Annotated in this window: 13 protein-coding genes; 10 read left to right on the forward strand and 3 right to left on the reverse strand. The window is 70.3% G+C overall.

Annotation, left to right across the window (positions count from 1 at the left end):
• The first annotated feature begins 149 nt into the window (after positions 1–149).
• From Q4V64_RS40995 to Q4V64_RS41005, 3 genes are all read left to right on the forward strand, one after another.
• Positions 150–1,853, forward strand: coding sequence for a PHP domain-containing protein (locus Q4V64_RS40995; RefSeq protein ID WP_124438341.1), 1,704 nt, complete (start codon positions 150–152; stop codon positions 1,851–1,853).
• On the forward strand, positions 1,850–2,362 hold the full coding sequence (locus Q4V64_RS41000) for a hypothetical protein (RefSeq protein WP_124438340.1): 513 nt from the start codon (positions 1,850–1,852) through the stop codon (positions 2,360–2,362). The genes Q4V64_RS40995 and Q4V64_RS41000 overlap by 4 nt, the downstream gene beginning before the upstream one ends.
• A gap of 109 nt (positions 2,363–2,471) precedes the next feature.
• Positions 2,472–3,311 (forward strand): NAD(P)H-binding protein, encoded by an 840-nt coding sequence (locus Q4V64_RS41005; protein ID WP_124438339.1) that lies wholly within the window; start codon positions 2,472–2,474, stop codon positions 3,309–3,311.
• Here the strand turns inward: Q4V64_RS41005 and Q4V64_RS41010 are convergent.
• Positions 3,241–4,716, reverse strand: coding sequence for an NAD(P)/FAD-dependent oxidoreductase (locus Q4V64_RS41010; protein ID WP_124438338.1), 1,476 nt, complete (start codon positions 4,714–4,716; stop codon positions 3,241–3,243). The genes Q4V64_RS41005 and Q4V64_RS41010 overlap by 71 nt on opposite strands.
• Positions 4,717–5,236: 520 nt before the next feature.
• On the opposite strand from Q4V64_RS41010, the gene Q4V64_RS41015 reads away from it, so the two are divergent.
• Genes Q4V64_RS41015 through Q4V64_RS41030 form a run of 4 tightly spaced genes read left to right on the forward strand, consistent with a single transcriptional unit; the run spans position 5,237 to position 8,140 of the window.
• The gene (locus Q4V64_RS41015; protein ID WP_124438337.1) at positions 5,237–5,434 is read left to right on the forward strand and encodes a hypothetical protein; all 198 of its coding nucleotides are present in this window, start codon (positions 5,237–5,239) and stop codon (positions 5,432–5,434) included.
• Positions 5,431–6,057, forward strand: a complete 627-nt coding sequence (locus Q4V64_RS41020) for a sigma-70 family RNA polymerase sigma factor (protein ID WP_124438336.1) — start codon at positions 5,431–5,433, stop codon at positions 6,055–6,057. Before Q4V64_RS41015 ends, Q4V64_RS41020 begins: the two co-directional genes overlap by 4 nt.
• 7 nt (positions 6,058–6,064) lie before the next feature.
• Positions 6,065–6,778: a hypothetical protein gene (locus tag Q4V64_RS41025; protein WP_124438335.1), complete on the forward strand. Its 714-nt coding sequence runs from the start codon at positions 6,065–6,067 to the stop codon at positions 6,776–6,778.
• 60 nt (positions 6,779–6,838) lie between these two features.
• Positions 6,839–8,140, forward strand: coding sequence for an MFS transporter (locus tag Q4V64_RS41030; RefSeq protein WP_124438334.1), 1,302 nt, complete (start codon positions 6,839–6,841; stop codon positions 8,138–8,140).
• 57 nt (positions 8,141–8,197) lie between these two features.
• On the opposite strand, the gene Q4V64_RS41035 is transcribed toward Q4V64_RS41030, so the two are convergent.
• Positions 8,198–9,607 (reverse strand): DHA2 family efflux MFS transporter permease subunit, encoded by a 1,410-nt coding sequence (locus tag Q4V64_RS41035; protein ID WP_124438333.1) that lies wholly within the window; start codon positions 9,605–9,607, stop codon positions 8,198–8,200.
• 14 nt (positions 9,608–9,621) lie between these two features.
• Complete coding sequence (locus tag Q4V64_RS41040) at positions 9,622–10,251, reverse strand: NAD(P)H-dependent oxidoreductase (RefSeq protein ID WP_124438332.1); 630 nt, start codon at positions 10,249–10,251, stop codon at positions 9,622–9,624.
• Between the two features lie 152 nt (positions 10,252–10,403).
• On the opposite strand from Q4V64_RS41040, the gene Q4V64_RS41045 reads away from it, so the two are divergent.
• The 3 genes from Q4V64_RS41045 (at position 10,404) to Q4V64_RS41055 (ending at position 19,063) form a co-directional block, all read left to right on the forward strand.
• Positions 10,404–11,090, forward strand: coding sequence for a TetR/AcrR family transcriptional regulator (locus Q4V64_RS41045; RefSeq protein WP_124438331.1), 687 nt, complete (start codon positions 10,404–10,406; stop codon positions 11,088–11,090).
• Positions 11,091–11,351: 261 nt separating this feature from the next.
• On the forward strand, positions 11,352–18,398 hold the full coding sequence (locus Q4V64_RS41050; protein WP_124438330.1) for a polymorphic toxin-type HINT domain-containing protein: 7,047 nt from the start codon (positions 11,352–11,354) through the stop codon (positions 18,396–18,398).
• Entirely contained in the window at positions 18,398–19,063 is a 666-nt protein-coding gene (locus tag Q4V64_RS41055; RefSeq protein WP_124438329.1) for a hypothetical protein, read from the forward strand. The genes Q4V64_RS41050 and Q4V64_RS41055 overlap by 1 nt, the downstream gene beginning before the upstream one ends.
• Positions 19,064–19,140 lie beyond the last annotated feature (77 nt).

Below are 19,140 nucleotides of genomic sequence, written 5' to 3' on the forward strand. Positions count from 1 at the left end.
GTTGGGGAAACAGCGAAGGACGGGTCGAGCCGCCGTGTCCGGGTCGGCTGCCGATCACTCCCCGGTTGAACAAAGTTCATGTTTCGCCTCGATCCTCCACAGGCGGCGCAGTGGTGCCGCAGAAGGCAGCGGTATCCAGGAGGCGCAGCATGGGGCACGGGCATCACCACCACAGTCACGAGCACCACCACAGTCATGAGCACGGGCTCGAGCACGAGGCAGCCCCCGCCTTGCCCGCCGCCTTCGACACCTCCGTGCCCGACGAGGCCCTGACCCCCGAGCAGCAGTCGCGCCGCTCGCTGCTGCGCCGGGCGGGCCTGCTGGGCGCGGGCCTGGCGGCGGGGAGCGTGCTCGGTCAGGCGACGCCCGCCGCCGCCACCGACGGCCGCCGTACGAACGGCTTCCTCTGGCTGGCCGGCGACCACCACATCCACACCCAGTACAGCAGCGACGGCAAGTACCGCGTCGTCGACCAGGTCCGCCAGGGCGCCAGGCACGGCATGGACTGGCTGGTCATCACCGACCACGGCAGCACCACGCACGCCAAGATCGGCGTCGAGAAGGTCAACCCGGACATCAAGGAGGCCCGGGCCGCGTACGAGGACACCCTCGTCTTCCAGGGCCTGGAGTGGAACATCCCGGCCGCCGAGCACGGCACCGTCTTCGTGCACCCCGGCAAGAACGAGGTGTCCGTCCTCAAGCAGTTCGAGACCGACTACGACGGCAGCGTGAAGGGCGCCTCCGACTCCACCCCCGCCAACGAGGCCCTCGCCGTCGCGGGCCTGGCCTTCCTCGGCGAGCAGGTCCGCCGCCGCAAGGTCAAGGACGCGCTGATGCTCGCCAACCACCCGGCGCGGCGCGGTGTCGACTCCCCGCACGAGATACGCGCCTGGCGCGACGCGACCGACCCGAGCCGGCAGATCGCCGTCGGTTTCGAGGGCGCGCCCGGCCACCAGGCCGCCGGCCTCCCCGCGCCCCTCGGCATGGCCCGGGCCCGCGGCATCTACGACAACAACCCCAGCGCCAACTCCTTCGCCGGCTACCCGCTGGAGAGCTACCGCACCTGGGGCGGCTTCGACTGGATGACCGCCACCGTCGGCGGCCTGTGGGACAGCCTCCTCGCCGAGGGCAAGCCCTGGTGGATCACCGCCAACTCCGACTCCCACCAGGTGTACGCCGACACCGCCGTACGCGGCCCGGGCGGCGACTTCACCGCCAACGGCCGGTACGAGGACCCGGTCTACGGCGGCAAGATCGACATCACCCAGGGCGACTACTGGCCCGGCCAGTACAGCCGTACGCACGTCGGCGCCGACGGCTTCAACTACGCCGCCGTCATGGAGGGCATCCGCGCCGGCCGCATCTGGGTCGACCACGGGCAGCTCCTCAGCGGCCTCGACGCCCGTGTGTCCGGCGGCGGCCGCTGGGCCACGCTCGGCGGCGCCCTGCACGTGAAGAAGGGCACGAACGTCAGGCTGACGGTCGACGTGGCACTGGCCGGTGGCCCCAACTGGGCCGGATTCGTGCCCAAGTTGGCGCGCGTGGACGTCATCCAGGGCGATGTGACCGGCCCCGTCCCGGACAAGGACACGTTCACCGCGCCGACGGCCAAGGTCGTGCGGTCGTACGAGGTGAACAAGTCGACCGGCGTCGTGCGCATCGGCTACGAACTCGGGCGTGTGGAGCGCCCGTTGTACGTCCGTCTGCGCGGCACCGACGGCAACCGGTCCGCCGTCGGGGCGATGGGCGCCGCCGTCGACCCGGCCGGCCCGGCCATCGACGTGGTCGGCGACGCGGACCCGTGGCGGGACCTGTGGTTCTACTCCAACCCCGTGTGGGTCCTGCCCTCGTGACGCCGTACGCCCTCACCGTGGACGCGGGGGTCAAGGACCTGCGCGCGGCCGACCACCTGATCCATCTGCTGGCGGCCGAACTCGCCCTCCCCGAGAGCGCGTTCGGCTGCACGCACCTGGTGCGCGGAGACCGCCCGCGGGTCGCCCTGTCGTTCACCCTGCCGTCCGAGCCGCTCCTGCGCACCGCCCGGGAGCGGCTCACGGCCGGGGAGTACGAGGTGTCGCCCGGCGTCCCCGACGCGGCGGGCCGCGCGGTGATCTACCCGGGGGTCTCCTCCCTCACGGGCACACTGACGATCGCCGACGTGCTCGCGCGCTCGGCGATCGACCGGGTGACGGTTCTGGGCGCGGCGGAAGAACTCCCGCCGCACACCCGCCTGGTGACGTGGGACCACGTCCGTCCGCAGTGGCAGGACGGCGAGCTCGTCCTCACCGCCATGCCGGCGGTGGGCGGCACGCTCGTCCCCTTCGAGGTCCCGGCCCCGACCCCGTGCTGCGCTGACCACTGACGCGCCGGCAGACGGGTGGGTCGGCATTGAACGCCCTTGACCTCAAGTCGAGTTGAGGTCCTAACGTGCCGCGTACGTGATCACCCGCCCAGGACAGGAAGAGACAACGATGATCCTCGTGACCGGCGCGACCGGAAACATCGGGAGTGCTCTGCTGCGGCAGCTGCGCCGCAACGATGCCGGACCCGTGCGAGGCCTGACCCGTGACGCGGGGCGAGCCTCGTTCCCCGACGGGATCGAGGTCGTCGAGGGGGACCTCGCGCGGGCGGATTCACTGAAGGACGCGTTGGACGGGGCACGTTCGCTGTTCCTGCTGTCGGGCACGGGCGCCGAGGCGGATGTCCTCGACGCCGCACGGCACGCAGGCGTGGAGCATGTGGTGCTCGTGTCCTCGATCACGGTCGAGACCCATCCGCATCTGCCCGCCGCGCGGGAGAACCTGGCCGTGGAGCGTCTCCTCGAAGGCAGCGGCATGGCCTGGACCGTCCTCAGGCCGACGCAGTTCGCTTCCAACACCCTGTGGTGGGCGCCATCGATCCGAGAGCACGGCGTGGTCCGGGCGCCGTACGTGGATGTCGGGCTCCCGACCATCCATCCCGCCGACATCGCTGCGGTGGCCCGTACGGCGCTGACCGAGCCGGGCCACCGGGGCCGGACATACGCCCTGACGGGACCGGAGCGCGTCACGGTCCGACGCCAGGTCGCCGCCATCGCCGACGCATCGGGACGGGAGGTCTCCCTGGTGGAGATCAGCCGCCAGGAGGCCCACCGGCAGATGACCTCCTTCATGGGGGACGAGACCGCGAGCGCGGTGCTCGACCTGATGGGCGGCGACGTCAACGAGGAACTGCTGGAGGTGCGGGACACGGTCTCGCGGGTCACCGGATCCCCGGCCAGCCCCTTCCGGCAGTGGGCGGCGGAGAATGCCGCCGCCTTCGCCGCCGGGTGAGATGCCGCAACGCCGACGCCGCCGCGTGCGCCCCGCACATGCCGTGGGCGCCCGCGCCCGGTGGCGTGGCCGCCGAGCAGATGAACATGCCCGGTACGCCGGTGGCGTACGGGTCGAGGGCGGGGCGCGGCCTGGCCACGAGCTGGGTGACGGTGTTGGCGCCCGTGATGATGTCGCCGCCCACGTAGTTCGGGTTGTACTCCGCGAGCGCGGACGGGGAGCGGACCGCCGTGGCGAGGACCCGGTCGCGGAAGCCCGGGGCGAACCGTTCGATCTGGCGTACGACCGCCTCGGTGGCGTCGCCGTCGTAGCCGTGCGGTACGTGTGCGTACGTCCACACGGGGTGGACGTCGCCCTTCGACCGCTGGGGATCGGCCAGGTACTGCTGGCCGACGAGCATGAAGGGCCGCTCGGGCATCCGGCCGGCGTGGACCGCGCGTTCGACGGCGGCGACCTCCTCGAACGTGCCGCCGAGGTGCACCGTGCCCGCCCGGCGTGCGGCCTCGTGGGTCCAGGGCACGCCGCCCTCGACCGCGAAGTCCACCTTGAAGGCGGCCGGTCCGTGCCGGAACCGGCGGTAGGCGCGGGCCACCCGGGGCGGCAGCCGGTCGCCGAGGATCTCCGCGACCGCGCGCGGCGCGAGGTCGAAGAGGACCACGTCGGAAGGAGGCAACTGGGCCGCCGACCGGACGCGGACTCCGGTCTCGATCCGGCCGCCGAGCTCGGCCAGCAGCGCGGCCAGTGCGTCGGTGATCGCCCGGGAGCCGCCCTCGGCCACCGCCCAGCCGTGCCGGTGCCCGGCCGCGATGACCGAGAGCCCGATCGCGGCGGTCGCGGGCAGGTGCAGCGGGCGGAAGGCGTGCGCCGCCACCCCGCCGTACAGCGCGCGGGCGGACTCGGTGCGCCACACCCCGGCCACGGCGCGGGCGGGCAGCAGGGCCGGCAGCCCGAACCGCGCCAGCAGCAGGGGGTGGTGCGGCACGCGCGCGAGCGGGCCGAGGAAGTCCTCGGCGAGCGCGTCGAAGCCGTCGGTGAGCGGTCCGAACAACCGCCGCCACCTGCGCCCGTCGACCGGCCCGAGGCCCTCCGCCGTCTCCCGCACCGACCGGTACAGCACCCCGGCCTCGCCGGAGTCCAGCGGATGCACGCAGTCGATCTCCGGCAGGCGCCAGCGCAGGCCGTACCGGCCCAGGTCGAGCGTGCGCAGGAACGGGGAGCCCACGGCCATCGGGTGCGTCGCCGAGCAGTGGTCGTGCAGCAGGCCCGGCGTCAGCTCACTGGTGCGGGTCCCGCCGCCGATCGTGTCGGCCGCCTCCAGGACGGTGACGTCCACGCCCGCGCGGGCGAGGCGGACGGCGGCGGCGAGGCCGTTGGGACCGCTGCCCACGACGACGGCTGTGCTCATGGGGATCTCCTCGCCAATACGAAGACCACTGGTGACAGTGCCCGGTCCCCCGGTTGCTTCGGATGCCAGGTCGCCGGTCGGCGGCCCGCTGGTCCGCGAACGATCCTCGTCAAGACGGCTCGCCGCGGGCGGTACGGGGGACGGGAGCACGGTGAAGCATGCTGTCACATATGGCCAAACGTGATCTGCAGCACACTCAGAATTTGATCCTGTGGCGCCACGTTCGCGCAAACGACGATCGAAGTTCTGCTCTTTCGGTGGATGCCCAGTTCGGCAGGGGTGGCGCATGAGGCGCGAGGGGTGGCGCGGCCTGGCGCTATACATCTGTGAATTCACCCATGGCCAACAGTCAGTGGAAAGTTACCCTCCGTTAGAAAGATCTGTTCGAAGGGCTGCACGTTTGCCGGGTCGGGTCCGCTTATCTGTTCTCCAGAGCAACGATGCTCCAGGTGCCAAGCCCGCATCGGGCGGGGGACGGAGCGGTCACGGCACCGTCTGGAAGTGAAGGAAAAGAATCACTGTGAACTACGACGTAGTCAGCCTCGTGCTGGCCACCTCCGCCGCGGCGCGCTCGTTCGCGCCCGACGTGTGGTTCTTAGTGCGACGCCTGCTCGGCGCCGGAGTCCGTATCGGTGCCGGCGCCCTGAGCGAGCAGCAGCCTCAGCCCTCCGCGACAAACGCGACCACGGCTTCCTGGAACGAAGGAGGCCACCGATGACCAGCTGGCAGCCTGAACCCGCAGGACCGATGACACGCAACCCCGGCTCCCTGATGCCGCCCGAGTTCTGGGCCTTCCACGCCCGCTACGACCGGGCGTGCTTCGAGTACAGCCGGATCCACCTCGGCGGCAACGCCGTAGCAGCCCGTCGGCTGGTCGACCGCACCTTCCTGTACCTGGCGACCATCTGGCCGCGGCTGGAGGCCATGGAGACCCCCGGCGCCTACGCGTGGGCGCTGTTCAAGCAGCGTGTCCACGGCGAACTCGCCGACCAGGGCCGCAGCCCGGCCACGACCGAGACCCTGGCCTTCGAGCGGGCCATCAGGGCAGCCAGCGCGCCCCTGCTCGATGCCTTCCGCAGCGCCTTCCACGCCGAGCACGGACAGGAGATCGCCGAACTCGAGGAAGGCCTGGGCCTGTTCCGGCAGATGACACGTCTGAGCGAGCGGCAATTCGACGTGCTCGTCCTGCGCGACGTGCTCGAGTTCGACACCAAGGACACGGCTCTCATCATGGGCATCCGCGAAGCCACCGTCCGGTCCACCCGCCGCACCGCGATACACAGGCTCGCGGCCGCCATGGGGTACCGGGTCGACAGCACCCCCGACGACGACAAGGAGTGACCCCGCTGTGAACCGCACCCCGCGCAGCATCGAGGAGGCCCTGCGCCGTTCCCGCGTCTTCCAGGGCGAGTACACCTGCGCCGACCTGGCAGCGGCCCGGCACAATCTCGCCCGCGACCTGCACGAGCTGCGCTGGGTGCGGTTCCTTCACACCGCTGCACAAGGCGGTCGCCGAGCTCACCCGCTCCCCGCCGCGCTGCACGAACAGGCGGCTCACGACCTGCGCGTGCTGTGCCGCGGCACCGTCCACCACCACGGTGCCGCCCGCCGCATCACCGCCTTCGACACCGCTCGCGACCCCGACGGCGCCCTCACCTTCGCCTGCCTCCTTTACCTCGCCGACCAGGCGGAGGGCGCCCAGTTCTGGTGGCAGTACACCGCAGGCGCCGGCAGCGTCACCGCAGCCCTGTGCCTGTACCTGCTCCACCTGTGTCACGGCGACATGCGCGACGCCCAGCACTGGGCCGACCAGATCCACCGCCTCAACAGCCTGAACTGGAACAGCTACACGCCCGTGACGCACCACGCCGACACCGCCACCGGCCGCTCCGACGGCACCGGCGTCCACTACAGCCTCCCCGCACCGCCTCCCGCGGTCTCGGAACGCGCGGTCAAGGAAGTGCTCGACGAACTCGAAGCACCGCACGACGGAGGCCTCGGCCCCGTGCCCCAGCCCATCCCCGCGCTCGCCGACCACTGGGAAGACCTCGTCACCGCGTGAGCGGCACCGGAGGAGGGCGCCCAGGAAGCCCCGTAAGGTTGCCGGGGGAGGGGGAGGAGCATGACGAACGGGGCGCGGAGTGAGGAAGAGCCGGGCAGTCGGACACCGCGCGCGGCGCGGGTACCAAGTACCGACCCGCCGTCCGGTGAGAGCCGTCGACTGTGGCGGCAACGGGACTTCGGGATTTTCTGGGCCGCGCAGACCCTCTCCGTCCTCGGTGACTCCTTCGCCCTGATCGCCCTGCCGCTGCTGGTGCTGGAGGCCACCGGCTCGCTCGCGCGGATGGGGCTGCTGACGGCGGTGGGCGGGGCGGCCTCGGTGCTGGCGGCCGTGTTCGCCGGGGCGCTGGTGGACCGGGTCGACCGCCGCAGGCTCCTGATCGCCTGCGATCTGGTGCGCATGGTGCTGTACGCGGTGATCCCGCTGGTGTGGCTGTTGGGGCCGCAGGTCTGGCTGCTGTACGTCGTGCTGCCGCTGTGCGAGGCCGTCGGCATGCTGTTCGCCGTCGGCTACGTCACCGTCGTCCGCGGCCTGGTCGGCACCGAGCACCTCACGCAGGCCAACGGCCGGCTGAACGCGACCGCCGCCGCGGCGGGCGTCCTCGGACCGCTGTGCGCGGGAATGGTGGCCGCCTGGACCGGACCGGCCGCCGCGGTCGGCGTGGACGCGGCCAGCTTCGGCGTGTCGGCCGTCTGCATGCTCTTCGTACGGTTCGCCGCGCGCCCCAAGGACGACGACGGCGGCCCGGCGCGGCGGGCCGGCCTGTGGCAGGACCTGCGCGCCGGGATCGCCTTCCTCTACGGCCACCCGGTGCTGCGCTCGCTGACCGCCCTGCTGTTCGTCTTCAGCTTCCTCACCCTCGGCCTGAACGACCTGGTCATCTACCACCTCAAGCACGACCTCGGCCGAGACGACGGCACGGTCGGCACCGTCATGGCCGTCGGCGCGCTCGGCACGATCACCGGCGCGCTGCTGGTGGCCCGGGTGCGGCGCCGGCTCGGCTTCGGGCGGACCTGGACCGGTTCGGTGGCGGTGTGCGGGCTGGCCTTCGCCGGGCTGGGCTGGGCGCGGGACGTGTCCGTCGTCGCGGCGCTCAGCGCGGCCTTCCTCGCCTGCGTCGGCATGGCCGGCACCTGCTCCATGTCGCTGCGCCAGGAGGTGACCCCGGAGCCGCTGCTGGGCCGGGCCACCTCCGCCTTCTGGACCCTCCAGTACTCCGCCGCCCCGATCGGCGCCGCCGTCCTGACCTGGGCGGCGGAACGGCAGGGCACCGCGCCGGTCGGCCTGGCCGCCGGCGCGTGCTGCGTACTGATCGCGGTGGCCGGGCTGTTCACGCCGATATGGCGGTCGGGGCGGGGCTGACCAGGGCACCCCCCCAGTTAGCCCCAGTGAGCCCCTGTCAGTCCCCGCCAGCCCCTGTCAGTCCCGTCGCCCCGGCAGCAGCAAAGCCGGCACCAGGGCCAGCACGAGCAGCCCCGCCGCGACCGCGTACGCGGTGCGGAACCCCGTCGGGTCGGTGCCCGCCGAGCCCAGCACCACGGAGATCAGTGCGGTGCCGACCGACGCCCCCACCTGGGAGTTGATGTTCAGCGCGGTGCTCGCCGCGGCGATGCGGTCCTTCGGCAGGTCGCGGCTCGCGGTCGTCATCGTCGGCATCAGGACCATGCCCGAGCCGACGCCCATCACCATCCCCGCGCCGACCACCCGCCAGGCGGCGACGTCCTCCGTACCGACCTGGAGCGCCGTCAGCGCCATGCCGAGCGCCCCCACCACGATCCCGGCCGGGATCAGACGCCGAGGGGCCACCTTGTCGATGCGCCGCGCGGCGATCTGCATCGTGATGCCGACGGCGAGTCCGACCGGCGCGCCCAGCAGACCGGCGGCCGTGGCGCTGGTGTCCCGCACCTGCTGCCAGTACACCGGGGCGAGCAGCATCGACCCGAAGTAGCCGCAGGTGAACAGCGCGAGCGTACCGACGCCGACCGCGAACGTGCGGTCCCGCAGCAGCCGGAGGTCGAGCAGCGGCTCACGGACGGTCAGCGCACGCCGTACGAAGACGGTGACGAGCGCGGCACCCGCGAGCGTGGGCACGAGCGTTACGTACGAGGCGAAGTCCCCCCGCTCGCCGCCCCGCGCCAGACCGAACAGCAGCAGCGCGAGGCCCGGCGAGAGCATCAGCAGGCCCGGGACGTCCAGGCGGGGCGCCGGGGCCGCCGTGCCCGGCGCGTCGGGCACGAGCAGCTTCGCCGCCAGGACCAGCGCCAGCAGCCCCACCGGCAGGTTGACCAGGAAGATCCAGTGCCAGGAGGCGACGTCGATCAGCCAGCCGCCGAGCACCGGCCCGGCCACCGGGCCGATCAGGATGGGCAGCCCCATCAACGCCATCGCCCGCCCCATCCGCTCCCGGTCCGCGGTGCGCATCACCATCGCCATGCCGACGGGCATCAACAACCCGCCGCCGAGCCCCTGCACCGCCCGGAACGCGATCAGGCCGGCCGCGTCCTGGGCGAAGGCCGCGAGCAGCGAACCCAGCGTGAACAGCAGCAGGGCGGTCAGATAGACACGCTTGGCGCCGATCCGGCCCATCGCCCAGGCCGCCGTCGGGATGACGGCGGCGAGCGCGAGCGTGTACGCGGTCGTCGTCCACTGGATCGTCTCCAGCGGCGCGGCGAACTCCTCGGAGAGGGTACGCAGCGCCACGTTGACGATCGTCATGTCGAGCACCGACATCACCGAGCCGATGATCACGACGGCGATGGTGCGGTTCAGGGCCCGGGCGGCGGACCGCGAGGCGTCCGAGGGCGCCTCGACAGCCGGTGTCGCGGTCATTCTCCCGGCCCCCGTCAGCCCGTGTACGGCCGGGCCGCGCGCGCCGTCCGCAACGCCCGTCCCCACCAGGAGAGTTGGCCGAGCATGTCCTTGGCCGCGCCCTCGCACACGGTCTCGTCGCGCGGTGTTCCGTCCTCCGTGAGCCCCGACCACGGCCCGTGCAGGCTGACGGCGTCGCGCATCGTCATCGCGTGCAACTCGGCGAAGATCAGCCGCAGTTGCTCGACGGCCCGCAGCCCGCCGGCCAGTCCGCCGTAGGACACGAAGCCGACCGGCTTGGCCCGCCACTGCTCGTAGTGCCAGTCGATGAAGTTCTTCAGGGCGGCCGGGAAGCTGTGGTTGTACTCGGGCGTGACGACGACGAACGCGTCGGCCGCGGCCAGGCGCGGTGTGACGTCGGCCAGCGCGGCGACCGCCTCGGGGCTCGGTGTGCCGCCCCAGCCCGGCATGACCAGCGGCAGATCGACATCCGCGAGGTCGATGACGTCCAGGTTCAGGCCGGCGTCGCCCTCGGCGGTGCCCAGGAACCAGTCGGTGACGGCGCGTCCGATACGCCCCTCGCGGACGCTGCCGACGATGACGGCGACCCGCAGCGGAGCGTCTTCGCCGGTGCTGATGGTGGGTGTGGTTTCGGTGGCAGGCATGGTGGATCCCCCTCGATAGTGCCTTGGTATGCCCTCATGGGGCGGGGCGGCCGTCCGACGCGGCCTCCCCTCCGGTAAGCTACAACGAGCGTTGTAAAAAATACAACGCTCGTTGTAAGTCGAGTGGGTCGGCGAGTCGGCGAGGAGAGACCGTGGGCAGTACCAATGAGGCGCGGGTGGAGAAGGCGCGGCGCGAGGTCCCGCCCCGCAAGCTGGAGAAGCAGATGGCCATCGCGAGCGCGGCGTGCGGGGTCTTCGGACGCGAGGGCTTCGCCCGCGCCTCGGTCGACGCGCTGGCGGCCGCCGCCGGCGTCTCGACGCGCACGCTCTACAACCACTTCCCGCACGGCAAGGCCGAGCTCTTCCGTACGGTGGTCACCTGGACGTCGAGCGAGGTGCGGGACGCCCAACTCGGCCTGGTGAAGGCGATGCTGGACCCCGAACGCCCGCCCCGCCCGGAGGACCTGGAACGCGATCTCGTGGCCCTGGCCCGCGCCATGGTCGGCCTCATGACCCAATACGCGGACCATTTCGCCCTCGTCCGGCACATCCACGCCGAGGCCGACCACGTACCGCCCGAGGTCCTCGAGGCGTGGCAGGACGCCGGGCCGAGGCCGGTGGGCCGAGGCATGGCCGATGCGATGGAGAGCCTCGCCGCCGCCGGCCTGATCGACGTGCACGGCGACGCCGCCCTCGCGGGCGTCCACTTCATGTCGCTGATCTCGACGCATGTCGCGCAGCAGTCCCACTACGGCGTCCGGCCACTGCCGAAGGAGGAGACGGACCGTCTGATCAAGGGAGGTGTGGCGGCGTTTCTACGGGCCTATCGGGCTGGGTGAAGCGGTTCCGGGACGTCCGCCACCCGTCTGCCGGGAAGGGCGGCGCGGAGGCGTTGACCGTACGCCTCAGGGACGGCGAGTTGGCCCCATCGGACAGTTGCGGCAATGTCATGCACTTGACGACTCTTTGCTATTGCCACTAGACACGAGTGATCTACATGTCACCAGGGTGCTGTGTGAGGACGGGGAGTTCAAGGGGGCTCAAGCCGCACGGCCCATCACATTCCGAGCGAGAAGGGCCCACGGGGGATGGCAACACGGATGGCAACACTCCGCACGTCATTGGTCAGCACGTTGGCGACGGTCCTTGTGGTCAGCCTGATCGGAGTGGCGCCCGCGCGGCAGGACCAGAAGCCGGCGGCGGCGACGGCGGCCGCCGACATCGATCCGCGGGACGGCTGGCGGCCGAACAGCGAGAAGGACCGCGACGATTGGGCGGACGATGTCGAGGCCGGACCGGACATTTCCCTCGACCGCTCAGTGGGTTCCAAGGGTGCCTCCGGTGCGGGCGCGTGGAAGGTGGCCGGGATCGCCGACGGCTTAACGCTCAACGCCTCCCGCCTCCTGCGGGCCAACGGCGCCGACCTGTCCTGGACCCCGTACACCGGCGATGACCTTCTGGAATACCAGGTGCACCGCGGCACGGAGAAGGACTTCAAGCCCTCCGCCGCCACCCTGGTCGCCCCCCTCTCCCCGGACACCCACCGCTTCTCCGACCGTGCAGCACCGCCGGCACGTTCCGGCGACGGGCGCACGTACCACTACCTGATCGCCGCCCGCACGAAGGACGGCAGACTGCTGACCAGCCCGGACCGGTCCTTCGAACTCCCGGTCGTCGGCAGCCTTCTGAAGGCCCTGGGCGGCCAGGACGACCAAGACGGCCAGGACGACCGGGACAACCTGGAGGGTCAGGACGGCGCCGGAAGCGGACGCGACGACGGTACCCAGCTCATCCGTGCCGCCGACAAGTCGGCCACCTACTCCCTCCCCTACACCCCCACCCGTGCCATCCCCGGCCACCGCTACACCGTCGAAGCCACCCTCACCAACACCACCGACGAGGTATGGAAGGCCGACCGGCGGATGCTCTCCTACCGCTGGCACCTCGAAGGGCACGACGTCTCCAACCTCTTCAACCAGAAGGCCACCAAGCTCCCCAAGGACCTCGCCCCCGGTGAGAGCGCCACCTTCAAGGCCACGCTCCAGGTCCCCAAGCTGGCCAACCTCCTGGCCTCGCGCGTCGAGTACGAGCTCCAGTGGGACCTGCGCGACAAGCTCACCAAGCGGTGGCTCTCCGAGACCGACGACGTCCCGCCGTCCAAGCACGACGTGGTGGTCGAGAAGCCCACCTCCAACGAGCTCGGCCTGGAGCAGTTCCACTCCTACGCGGGCCGGAACACCGGCGCCAACTCCACGCTGATGGGCAATCTTCACTCGGGCAACGCCGTGTGGTCGTACAACGCCTTCAACAACCCCTCGCGCGGCTTCTCCACGTCCGCCCGCCTCGCCTACAACTCGCAGGACTTCTCCAGCAGCCCGGCGGGCCGCGGCTGGTCGCTCCAACTCGGCTCGCCCCTGCGGCTGGGCACACCCCTGCACTTCTCCCCGGCGGGACTGCTTCCGCTGAAGGTCCACATGACCGACGGGGACGGCACCACGCACGTCTTCCGCAAGGACAAGAAGAGCCACACCTGGCGAGCCCCCGCGGGCGTCAACATGCGGCTCACGCAACTGCACAAGCCGTGCCTGCCGCTGCTCTCGCGCGAGCGTGAGGCATGGGAGCTGCTGCGCCCGGACCGCACCCGGTTCCTCTTCGACTGCCAGGGCTATCCGACGGCCATGGTGGACAAGAACGGCAACCGGATGGAGTTCACCTACGAGGAGGGCCTGCTCGGCAAGAAGCTGAAGCACATCACCGACGCCGCGGGCCGTCGCACCCTCACCGTCGACTACTGGGAGACGCTCAAGGACTACCGCTGGATCGACAAGGACGGCGAGGTCCGCGACGGCAAGCTCCTGCTCAACCCGCTCATCATCGGCAAGGTCAAGAGCGTCACCGATGTCTCCGGGCGGAAGATGGAGCTGACCTACAACCAGAAGGGCCGGCTCGGCAGGCTCGAGGACGGCGCCGGCTCCGAGCAGCCCAAGGTCTTCCGCTTCGGTTACGGCCACGCCTGGGGGCTGCCGATCAGCAAGCTGGACTCGGTCACCGACCCGCGCGGGAACACCACCAAGCTCGACTATGTCTCCCCGCACGACGACGGGCAGCTCCGCTACAAGGGCGACCTGAAGGAAATCACCGACCGGCGCGGCAATCCGACCAGGTTCGCCTACGACGACCCGGACGGCCTCAAGGGCTCGTCCATCCGCAGCGAGGTCCGGGACGCCGAGGGCCACTCCACCCAGCAGCTGCTCGACGGCTACGGGCGTCCGACCGAGATCACGGACGCCAAAAAGCAGACGACCAAGCTCGGTTGGGACGCGGAGAACAACGTCACGCGTCTCGAAGAGCCCAACGGGGCCGTCAGTACCTGGAAGTACGACCAGAAAACCGGCTATCCCCTGGAGATACGGGACGCCGAGGCCGTCGAACGCGACCGGCCCGCGGCCAAGCTCGCCTATGCGAAGGGCGAGGACGGCTACATCGCCGACCTGAGCGAACGCATCAGCCCGGAGGGCCGCAAGTGGCGCTTCGGATACGACGACCGCGGCAACCTCACCTCGGTCACCGACCCCAAGGGCGTCGAGTCCGACGAGGACGGCGACTACACCACGACGTACGCCTACGACGACCTGGGCCAGCTCACCCGGGCCACCGACCCCAACGGGCACGCCACGACGTACGGCGACTACTCCCCGGTGGGCTACCCCGGGACCGAGACGGACGCGCTGGGCAACCGCACGGTGACGACGTACGACGAGCGCGGCAACGTCACGGCACTGCAGGAGGCCAACGGAGCGGAGACGACCCAGACCTACGACGTCTTCGGCCGGCCGCTGGAGAACCGGGCCCCCAAGGACCAGGACGCCGGCGAATACATCACCACTCCGGCGCCGGAGTACGACGCCAACGACAACACCGTACGGTTCACGGCCCCCAACAGGGCCTCGACCACCAGCACTTACGACGCCGCCGACCAGCTCACCTCGGAGGTCGCCCCCAAGGACGACGCCGACGCCGACGAGCGGAAGACCACCTACACCTACGACAAGGTCGGCAACCAGCTCACCAAAACCGACCCGAAGGGCAACCTCACCGAGGACCCGGACGACTACACCACGCGTACGAGCTACGACGAGAACAACCAGCCCGTCGCCGTCACCGACGCGGCCGGCAACCGGACGACGATGGCGTACGACTCGGTGGGCAACCAGATCCGGACCACCGATCCGCTCAAGAACGAGAGCGCCGACCCGGACGACTACACCAGCAAGTACACGTACGACCTGAACGGTCAGCTCACCAAGAGCACCGACGTGGCGGGCAACTCCACCGGTACCACCTACGACTGGGACGGCCTGGCCACCGTCACCACCGACGCCGACGGCAACCGCACCGAACAGGTGCTGGACGCACGCGGCGCGCTCGCCGAGTCCAGGGTCCCGCACACCAAGGACATCACCAACGTCACGCGCTACGAGTACGACGAGGCCGGCAACCAGACCAAGGAGATCACTCCGCGCGGCGTCGCCACCCCCGGCGACCCGGACGACTTCACCGCCGAGACCGTCTACGACGAGCTGAACCGGGTCAAGGAGACCCGCACCGCCTACGACCCGGACAACTCCCGGTACGACTCGCCGGACAGCACCTTCTACAGCTACGACGAGGTCGGCAACGTCTCCAGGGTGAGCGCCCCGCCCTCCTCGGGCCAGGACGACCGCAACGTCACCAGGTACTCGTACTTCGACAACGGCTGGACCAAGAGCTCCACCGACGCGTACGACATCAGGAACTCCTACGAGTACAACAACCTGGGCCAGCAGACCCAGAACACCCTCACCAGCGCGGGTGGTTCGGTCTCCCGGACCATGGACACCGCCTACTACCCGAGCGGCGCCATGAAGTCGCGTTCGGACGACGGCGTGCCCGTCGGCAAGGACGCGGTGCTGGTGGACAACTCCGACATCAACAACACCTCGCGGAAGGGGACTTGGGACACCGGCAAGTCCTCGGGCGCGTACGGCCCCGACACCCACACGCACGCCCGGGGCGACGGTGACGCGCGCTTCGCCTGGCAGCTGAACATCCCCAGGGGCGGAAAGTACGAGGTGTACGTCCGCTACCCGAAGGTGGACGACGCCGCCACCAACGCCTCCTACGAGATCAAGCACAAGGACGGCGAGACCAGGAAACGGGTCGACCAGACCGAGAACCCCGGCGCATGGCGGTCCCTCGGCGCGTACGACTTCACGGAGAACGGCGCGCAGGCCCTCACCCTCACCGATGACGCCGACGGTACGGTCGCCGCGGACGCGGTGCGTCTGGTGCGCGACAACTCCGGCGAGACCGACAGGGAAGCCAAGGACTTCGGCTACCGCTACGACGCCAACGGCAACCAGACCGAGGTCACCGACCGCAGCCCCGGCGCCGACGTCGACCGCTACACGATGGCCTACGACGGCGTGAACCAGCTGACCAAGGTCCAGGAACACGACGGCGGTTCGGTCCGCAACACCACCAGCCTGACCTACGACGCGAACGGCAACACGCTCACCACCGAGCACGATCTGACCTGGAGCAAGCTCGAGTACGACGCGCTGGACCGGGTGCAGAAGATCACCAACGCGGACTCGCCGGACGCCGGCGACAAGCAGGTCACCGAGGTCGACTACACCGCCCGCGGCGAACTGGCCCGGCAGAAGAAGCCCAACGGCAACATCGCCACGTACTCCTACTACCTCGACGGCCCCACCCGGCAGCAGCGGGAGGAGCAGTCCGGCGGCGAACTGGTCGCCTCGCACAGCCTCGAGTACAACCGCAACGGCCACAAGACACAGGACAAGGTCCGGATACGGAACGCCGACGGCGGCGGCACGAAGGACAACACCTACGCCTACTCCTACGACCCGCAGGACCGTATCTCCAAGGTCGAGAAGACCGGAGACAGCGCATCCACCGAGTCGTTCGTCCACGACGCGGCCGGAAACGTCACCAGCCAGACCGCCGACGGCCTGACCACCACCCACAGGTACGACCGCAACCGCCTGCTGACCTCAAGCGCGGGCGGCGTCTCCACGTCCTACAACTACGACCCGCTAGGCCGCCTCGACACCACCTCGAGCGGCGGAGAGGTCACCCAGAAACAGCGCTACGACGGCTTCGACCGCACGGCGTCCACGACCACGGGCACCGGGGCGGCGAAGAAGACGAAAACCTTCTCCTACGACCCCTTCGACCGCACGACGAGGGAGAGGACCAGCGGGAACGAGAGCAAAACCACCGCCTTCACGTACCTGGGGATCACCTCGAAGTCCGTACGCGAGACGGTCACCGGCGAGGGCGCCGACTCCACCTCCTCCTTCCAGTACGCGCCCTGGGGCCAGAAGCTGACCCAGATCAAGGACAAGGAGGGCGAGGCCGAGGAGACCGCGCAGTACCTCTACCACCCGCACGGCGACGTGGAGGGACTGACCAAGCCGAACGGCGACACGAAGACGACGTACGGCTACACCGCCTACGGCAAGAACGACAAGGAGCAGTTCAGCGGCATCGACAAGCCGGACGAGGACGGCGAGGAAAAGGAGGACCCGTACAACGCCTACCGCTACAACTCCATGCGCTACGACACCTCTTCGGGCTCGTACGACATGGGCTTCCGCAACTACGACCCCGGCCTCAACCGCTTCCTGACCCGCGACATGTACGGCGGCGCACTCGCCGACCTGAGCCTCACCACCGACCCGTACACCGGCAACCGCTACGCCTTCGCGGGCGGCAACCCGGTCAGCTTCGTCGAGATCGACGGCCATCTGTTCGGGTTGTCATGGTCGGACGTCGGCCACGCGACCCTGGACGTCGCGGGCCTGGTCCCGGGCTTCGGCGAGGCCGCCGACCTGGCCAACTGCGCCTGGTACGGCGCCGAGGGCAATGCCACCGACGCGGCCCTCTCCTGCGCCTCCGCCGTCCCCTTCGCGGGTTACGCGGCCAGCGCGGCCAAGGGCGCCAAGTACGGCAGCAAGGCGGTGGACGCGGCCAACACAGCGAAGAAGACCGACAAGGCGGCGGACGCGGGCGACGCCGGCCGCAAGGGCGGTGACGGCGGCAACGGGTCTGGCGGCAACCGCGGGGGCGACGGCGGTTCCACGGGTGGCGGCAACCGGGGTGGGGACAGCGGCACTTCGGGCGGCGGCAACAAGGGAGGCGGCAACAAGGGAGGCGGCGACTCCGGCGGCACAAAGGGCGGCGACACGGCCCCCGCCCCTTCCACCGCCCAGAAGGCCCCGGAGGCACCCCCGAACAGCGGCGCCACCTGCCGGGTCCCGAACAGCTTCGTGCCGGGTACGAAGGTCCTGATGGCCGACGGCAGCACGAAGCCGATCGAGGACGTCAAGGCCGGTGACAAGGTAGCCGCGTCCGATGTCGAAACGAACGACGCCCAGACCCGCACGGTCACCCGCACGATCGAGGGCGACGGCACCAAGCACCTGGTCAAGATCACCGTCGACACGGACGGCAGGGCGGGCGGCAAGACCTCCACCCTCACGGCCACCGAGGGCCACCCGTTCTGGCTGCCGGACGTCGGCCGCTGGGTGGAGGCCGGTGATCTGGAGCGCGGGCAGTGGCTGAGCACGGGGAGCGGCAGCTGGATCCAGGTCACGGCGGTCGAGGCCCGCACCACGAAGGCGACGGTCCACAACCTCACCGTCGCCGGGGCGCACACGTATCGTGTGCTGGCTGGTGCGACCCCGCTGCTGGTGCACAACTGCGGGTCTGGTCCGACCTCCGACCTCCCCACCGGGGATCTGGTCCAAGAGGTCGCCCGACGGGCGGACGCACGCATCGCCTCCACCGGAAACCGTGCCGTGGACGGATCCAGGAAGCATAAGTATGCGGAGAAGATCCTCGGCCGCTACCAGAACATCTTCGACAACCGGGGGCTCCAGCTGGAGCAGAGCTGGCTGGGTGGCGCGCCCGTTCCGCACGGAACCCCCGGCAGTGCCCGCCCTGATGTCTTCGACCCCTCGTCGGGCATCGCGTACGACTACAAGTTCACTCGCAACCCTCCGGGTATCAGCAGGGGACAATGGGACAAGAACGCCCTGAACGTCCCCGGCCTCTCTCTGACCATTCCGGTGGTGCCCTGATGACGAAACTGAAACCTGCGCAGGCGCGAGCCATCACCGCGGACTGGGCCGGGTTGTTCCCGCAGTTCACGGTCTGGCAGCCACTGCGCCTGCTGCGCCGGATCGGCCCCGTACTCCAGGGGATCACCTTGGAGCGGACCACCTCGAGCGAGGAGTACCGGCCGACGGCACATGTGCACGCGTTGACCCAGGACTTCCCGGTGATCACGCTCTCCCTGGCACACCATCTCCATCCGGTGTCCGCGGCGAGAGACACCATCGAGGTCGACCGCCATGCCGAGGAGTTCAGGGCTGCGGCAGCCCGCCTCGAAGAACGCAGCACGCTCCCGCTGCACCGCTGGCCCACCCTCGCGGAGGTCGTCCAGGCCTACCGTGACTATGCGGTCGCCCAGCAGCGGGGCCGACTGCCCGCCGGGATCCGGGAATTCGAGGACAGCGTCCTCATCCCCGCGGCGGCCGGCGACGGCAGGCTCGCGGAGGAGAGTCTGCACCTGGTCGAGGAGGCCGCCGGACGGTGGTCCTCCTACGAGGCTCCGATCGGCTGGTCGGACACGAACGAGTGGCTGAACCGGCTCCGGTCCGGTCTGCGGGACCCGGCGGGACTCGCGGCCACGGTGGAGCAGCAGATCGACAAGCACAATCTGACAAAGGTTCGGACGGAGTGACCCACATCTGAGGAATGGGACGAGCGAGGCCGGTTCTCAACCCACGCCCCGCCCGTCCAGCACCACCCGCAACGGGG

This window comes from Streptomyces sp. NL15-2K (assembly GCF_030551255.1).
GTDB lineage: Bacteria > Actinomycetota > Actinomycetes > Streptomycetales > Streptomycetaceae > Streptomyces.

Excerpts from the sequence above, each read along its gene's own strand:
- Q4V64_RS41020 (WP_124438336.1), top strand. The coding sequence starts at position 5,431 with ATGACCAGCTGGCAGCCTGAACCCGCAGGACCGATGACACGCAACCCC.
- Q4V64_RS41040 (WP_124438332.1), bottom strand. The coding sequence starts at position 10,251 with ATGCCTGCCACCGAAACCACACCCACCATCAGCACCGGCGAAGACGCT.
- Q4V64_RS41030 (WP_124438334.1), top strand. The coding sequence starts at position 6,839 with ATGACGAACGGGGCGCGGAGTGAGGAAGAGCCGGGCAGTCGGACACCG.
- Q4V64_RS41055 (WP_124438329.1), top strand. The coding sequence starts at position 18,398 with ATGACGAAACTGAAACCTGCGCAGGCGCGAGCCATCACCGCGGACTGG.
- Q4V64_RS40995 (WP_124438341.1), top strand. The coding sequence starts at position 150 with ATGGGGCACGGGCATCACCACCACAGTCACGAGCACCACCACAGTCAT.
- Q4V64_RS41035 (WP_124438333.1), bottom strand. The coding sequence starts at position 9,607 with ATGACCGCGACACCGGCTGTCGAGGCGCCCTCGGACGCCTCGCGGTCC.
- Q4V64_RS41010 (WP_124438338.1), bottom strand. The coding sequence starts at position 4,716 with ATGAGCACAGCCGTCGTCGTGGGCAGCGGTCCCAACGGCCTCGCCGCC.
- Q4V64_RS41050 (WP_124438330.1), top strand. The coding sequence starts at position 11,352 with ATGGCAACACTCCGCACGTCATTGGTCAGCACGTTGGCGACGGTCCTT.
- Q4V64_RS41005 (WP_124438339.1), top strand. The coding sequence starts at position 2,472 with ATGATCCTCGTGACCGGCGCGACCGGAAACATCGGGAGTGCTCTGCTG.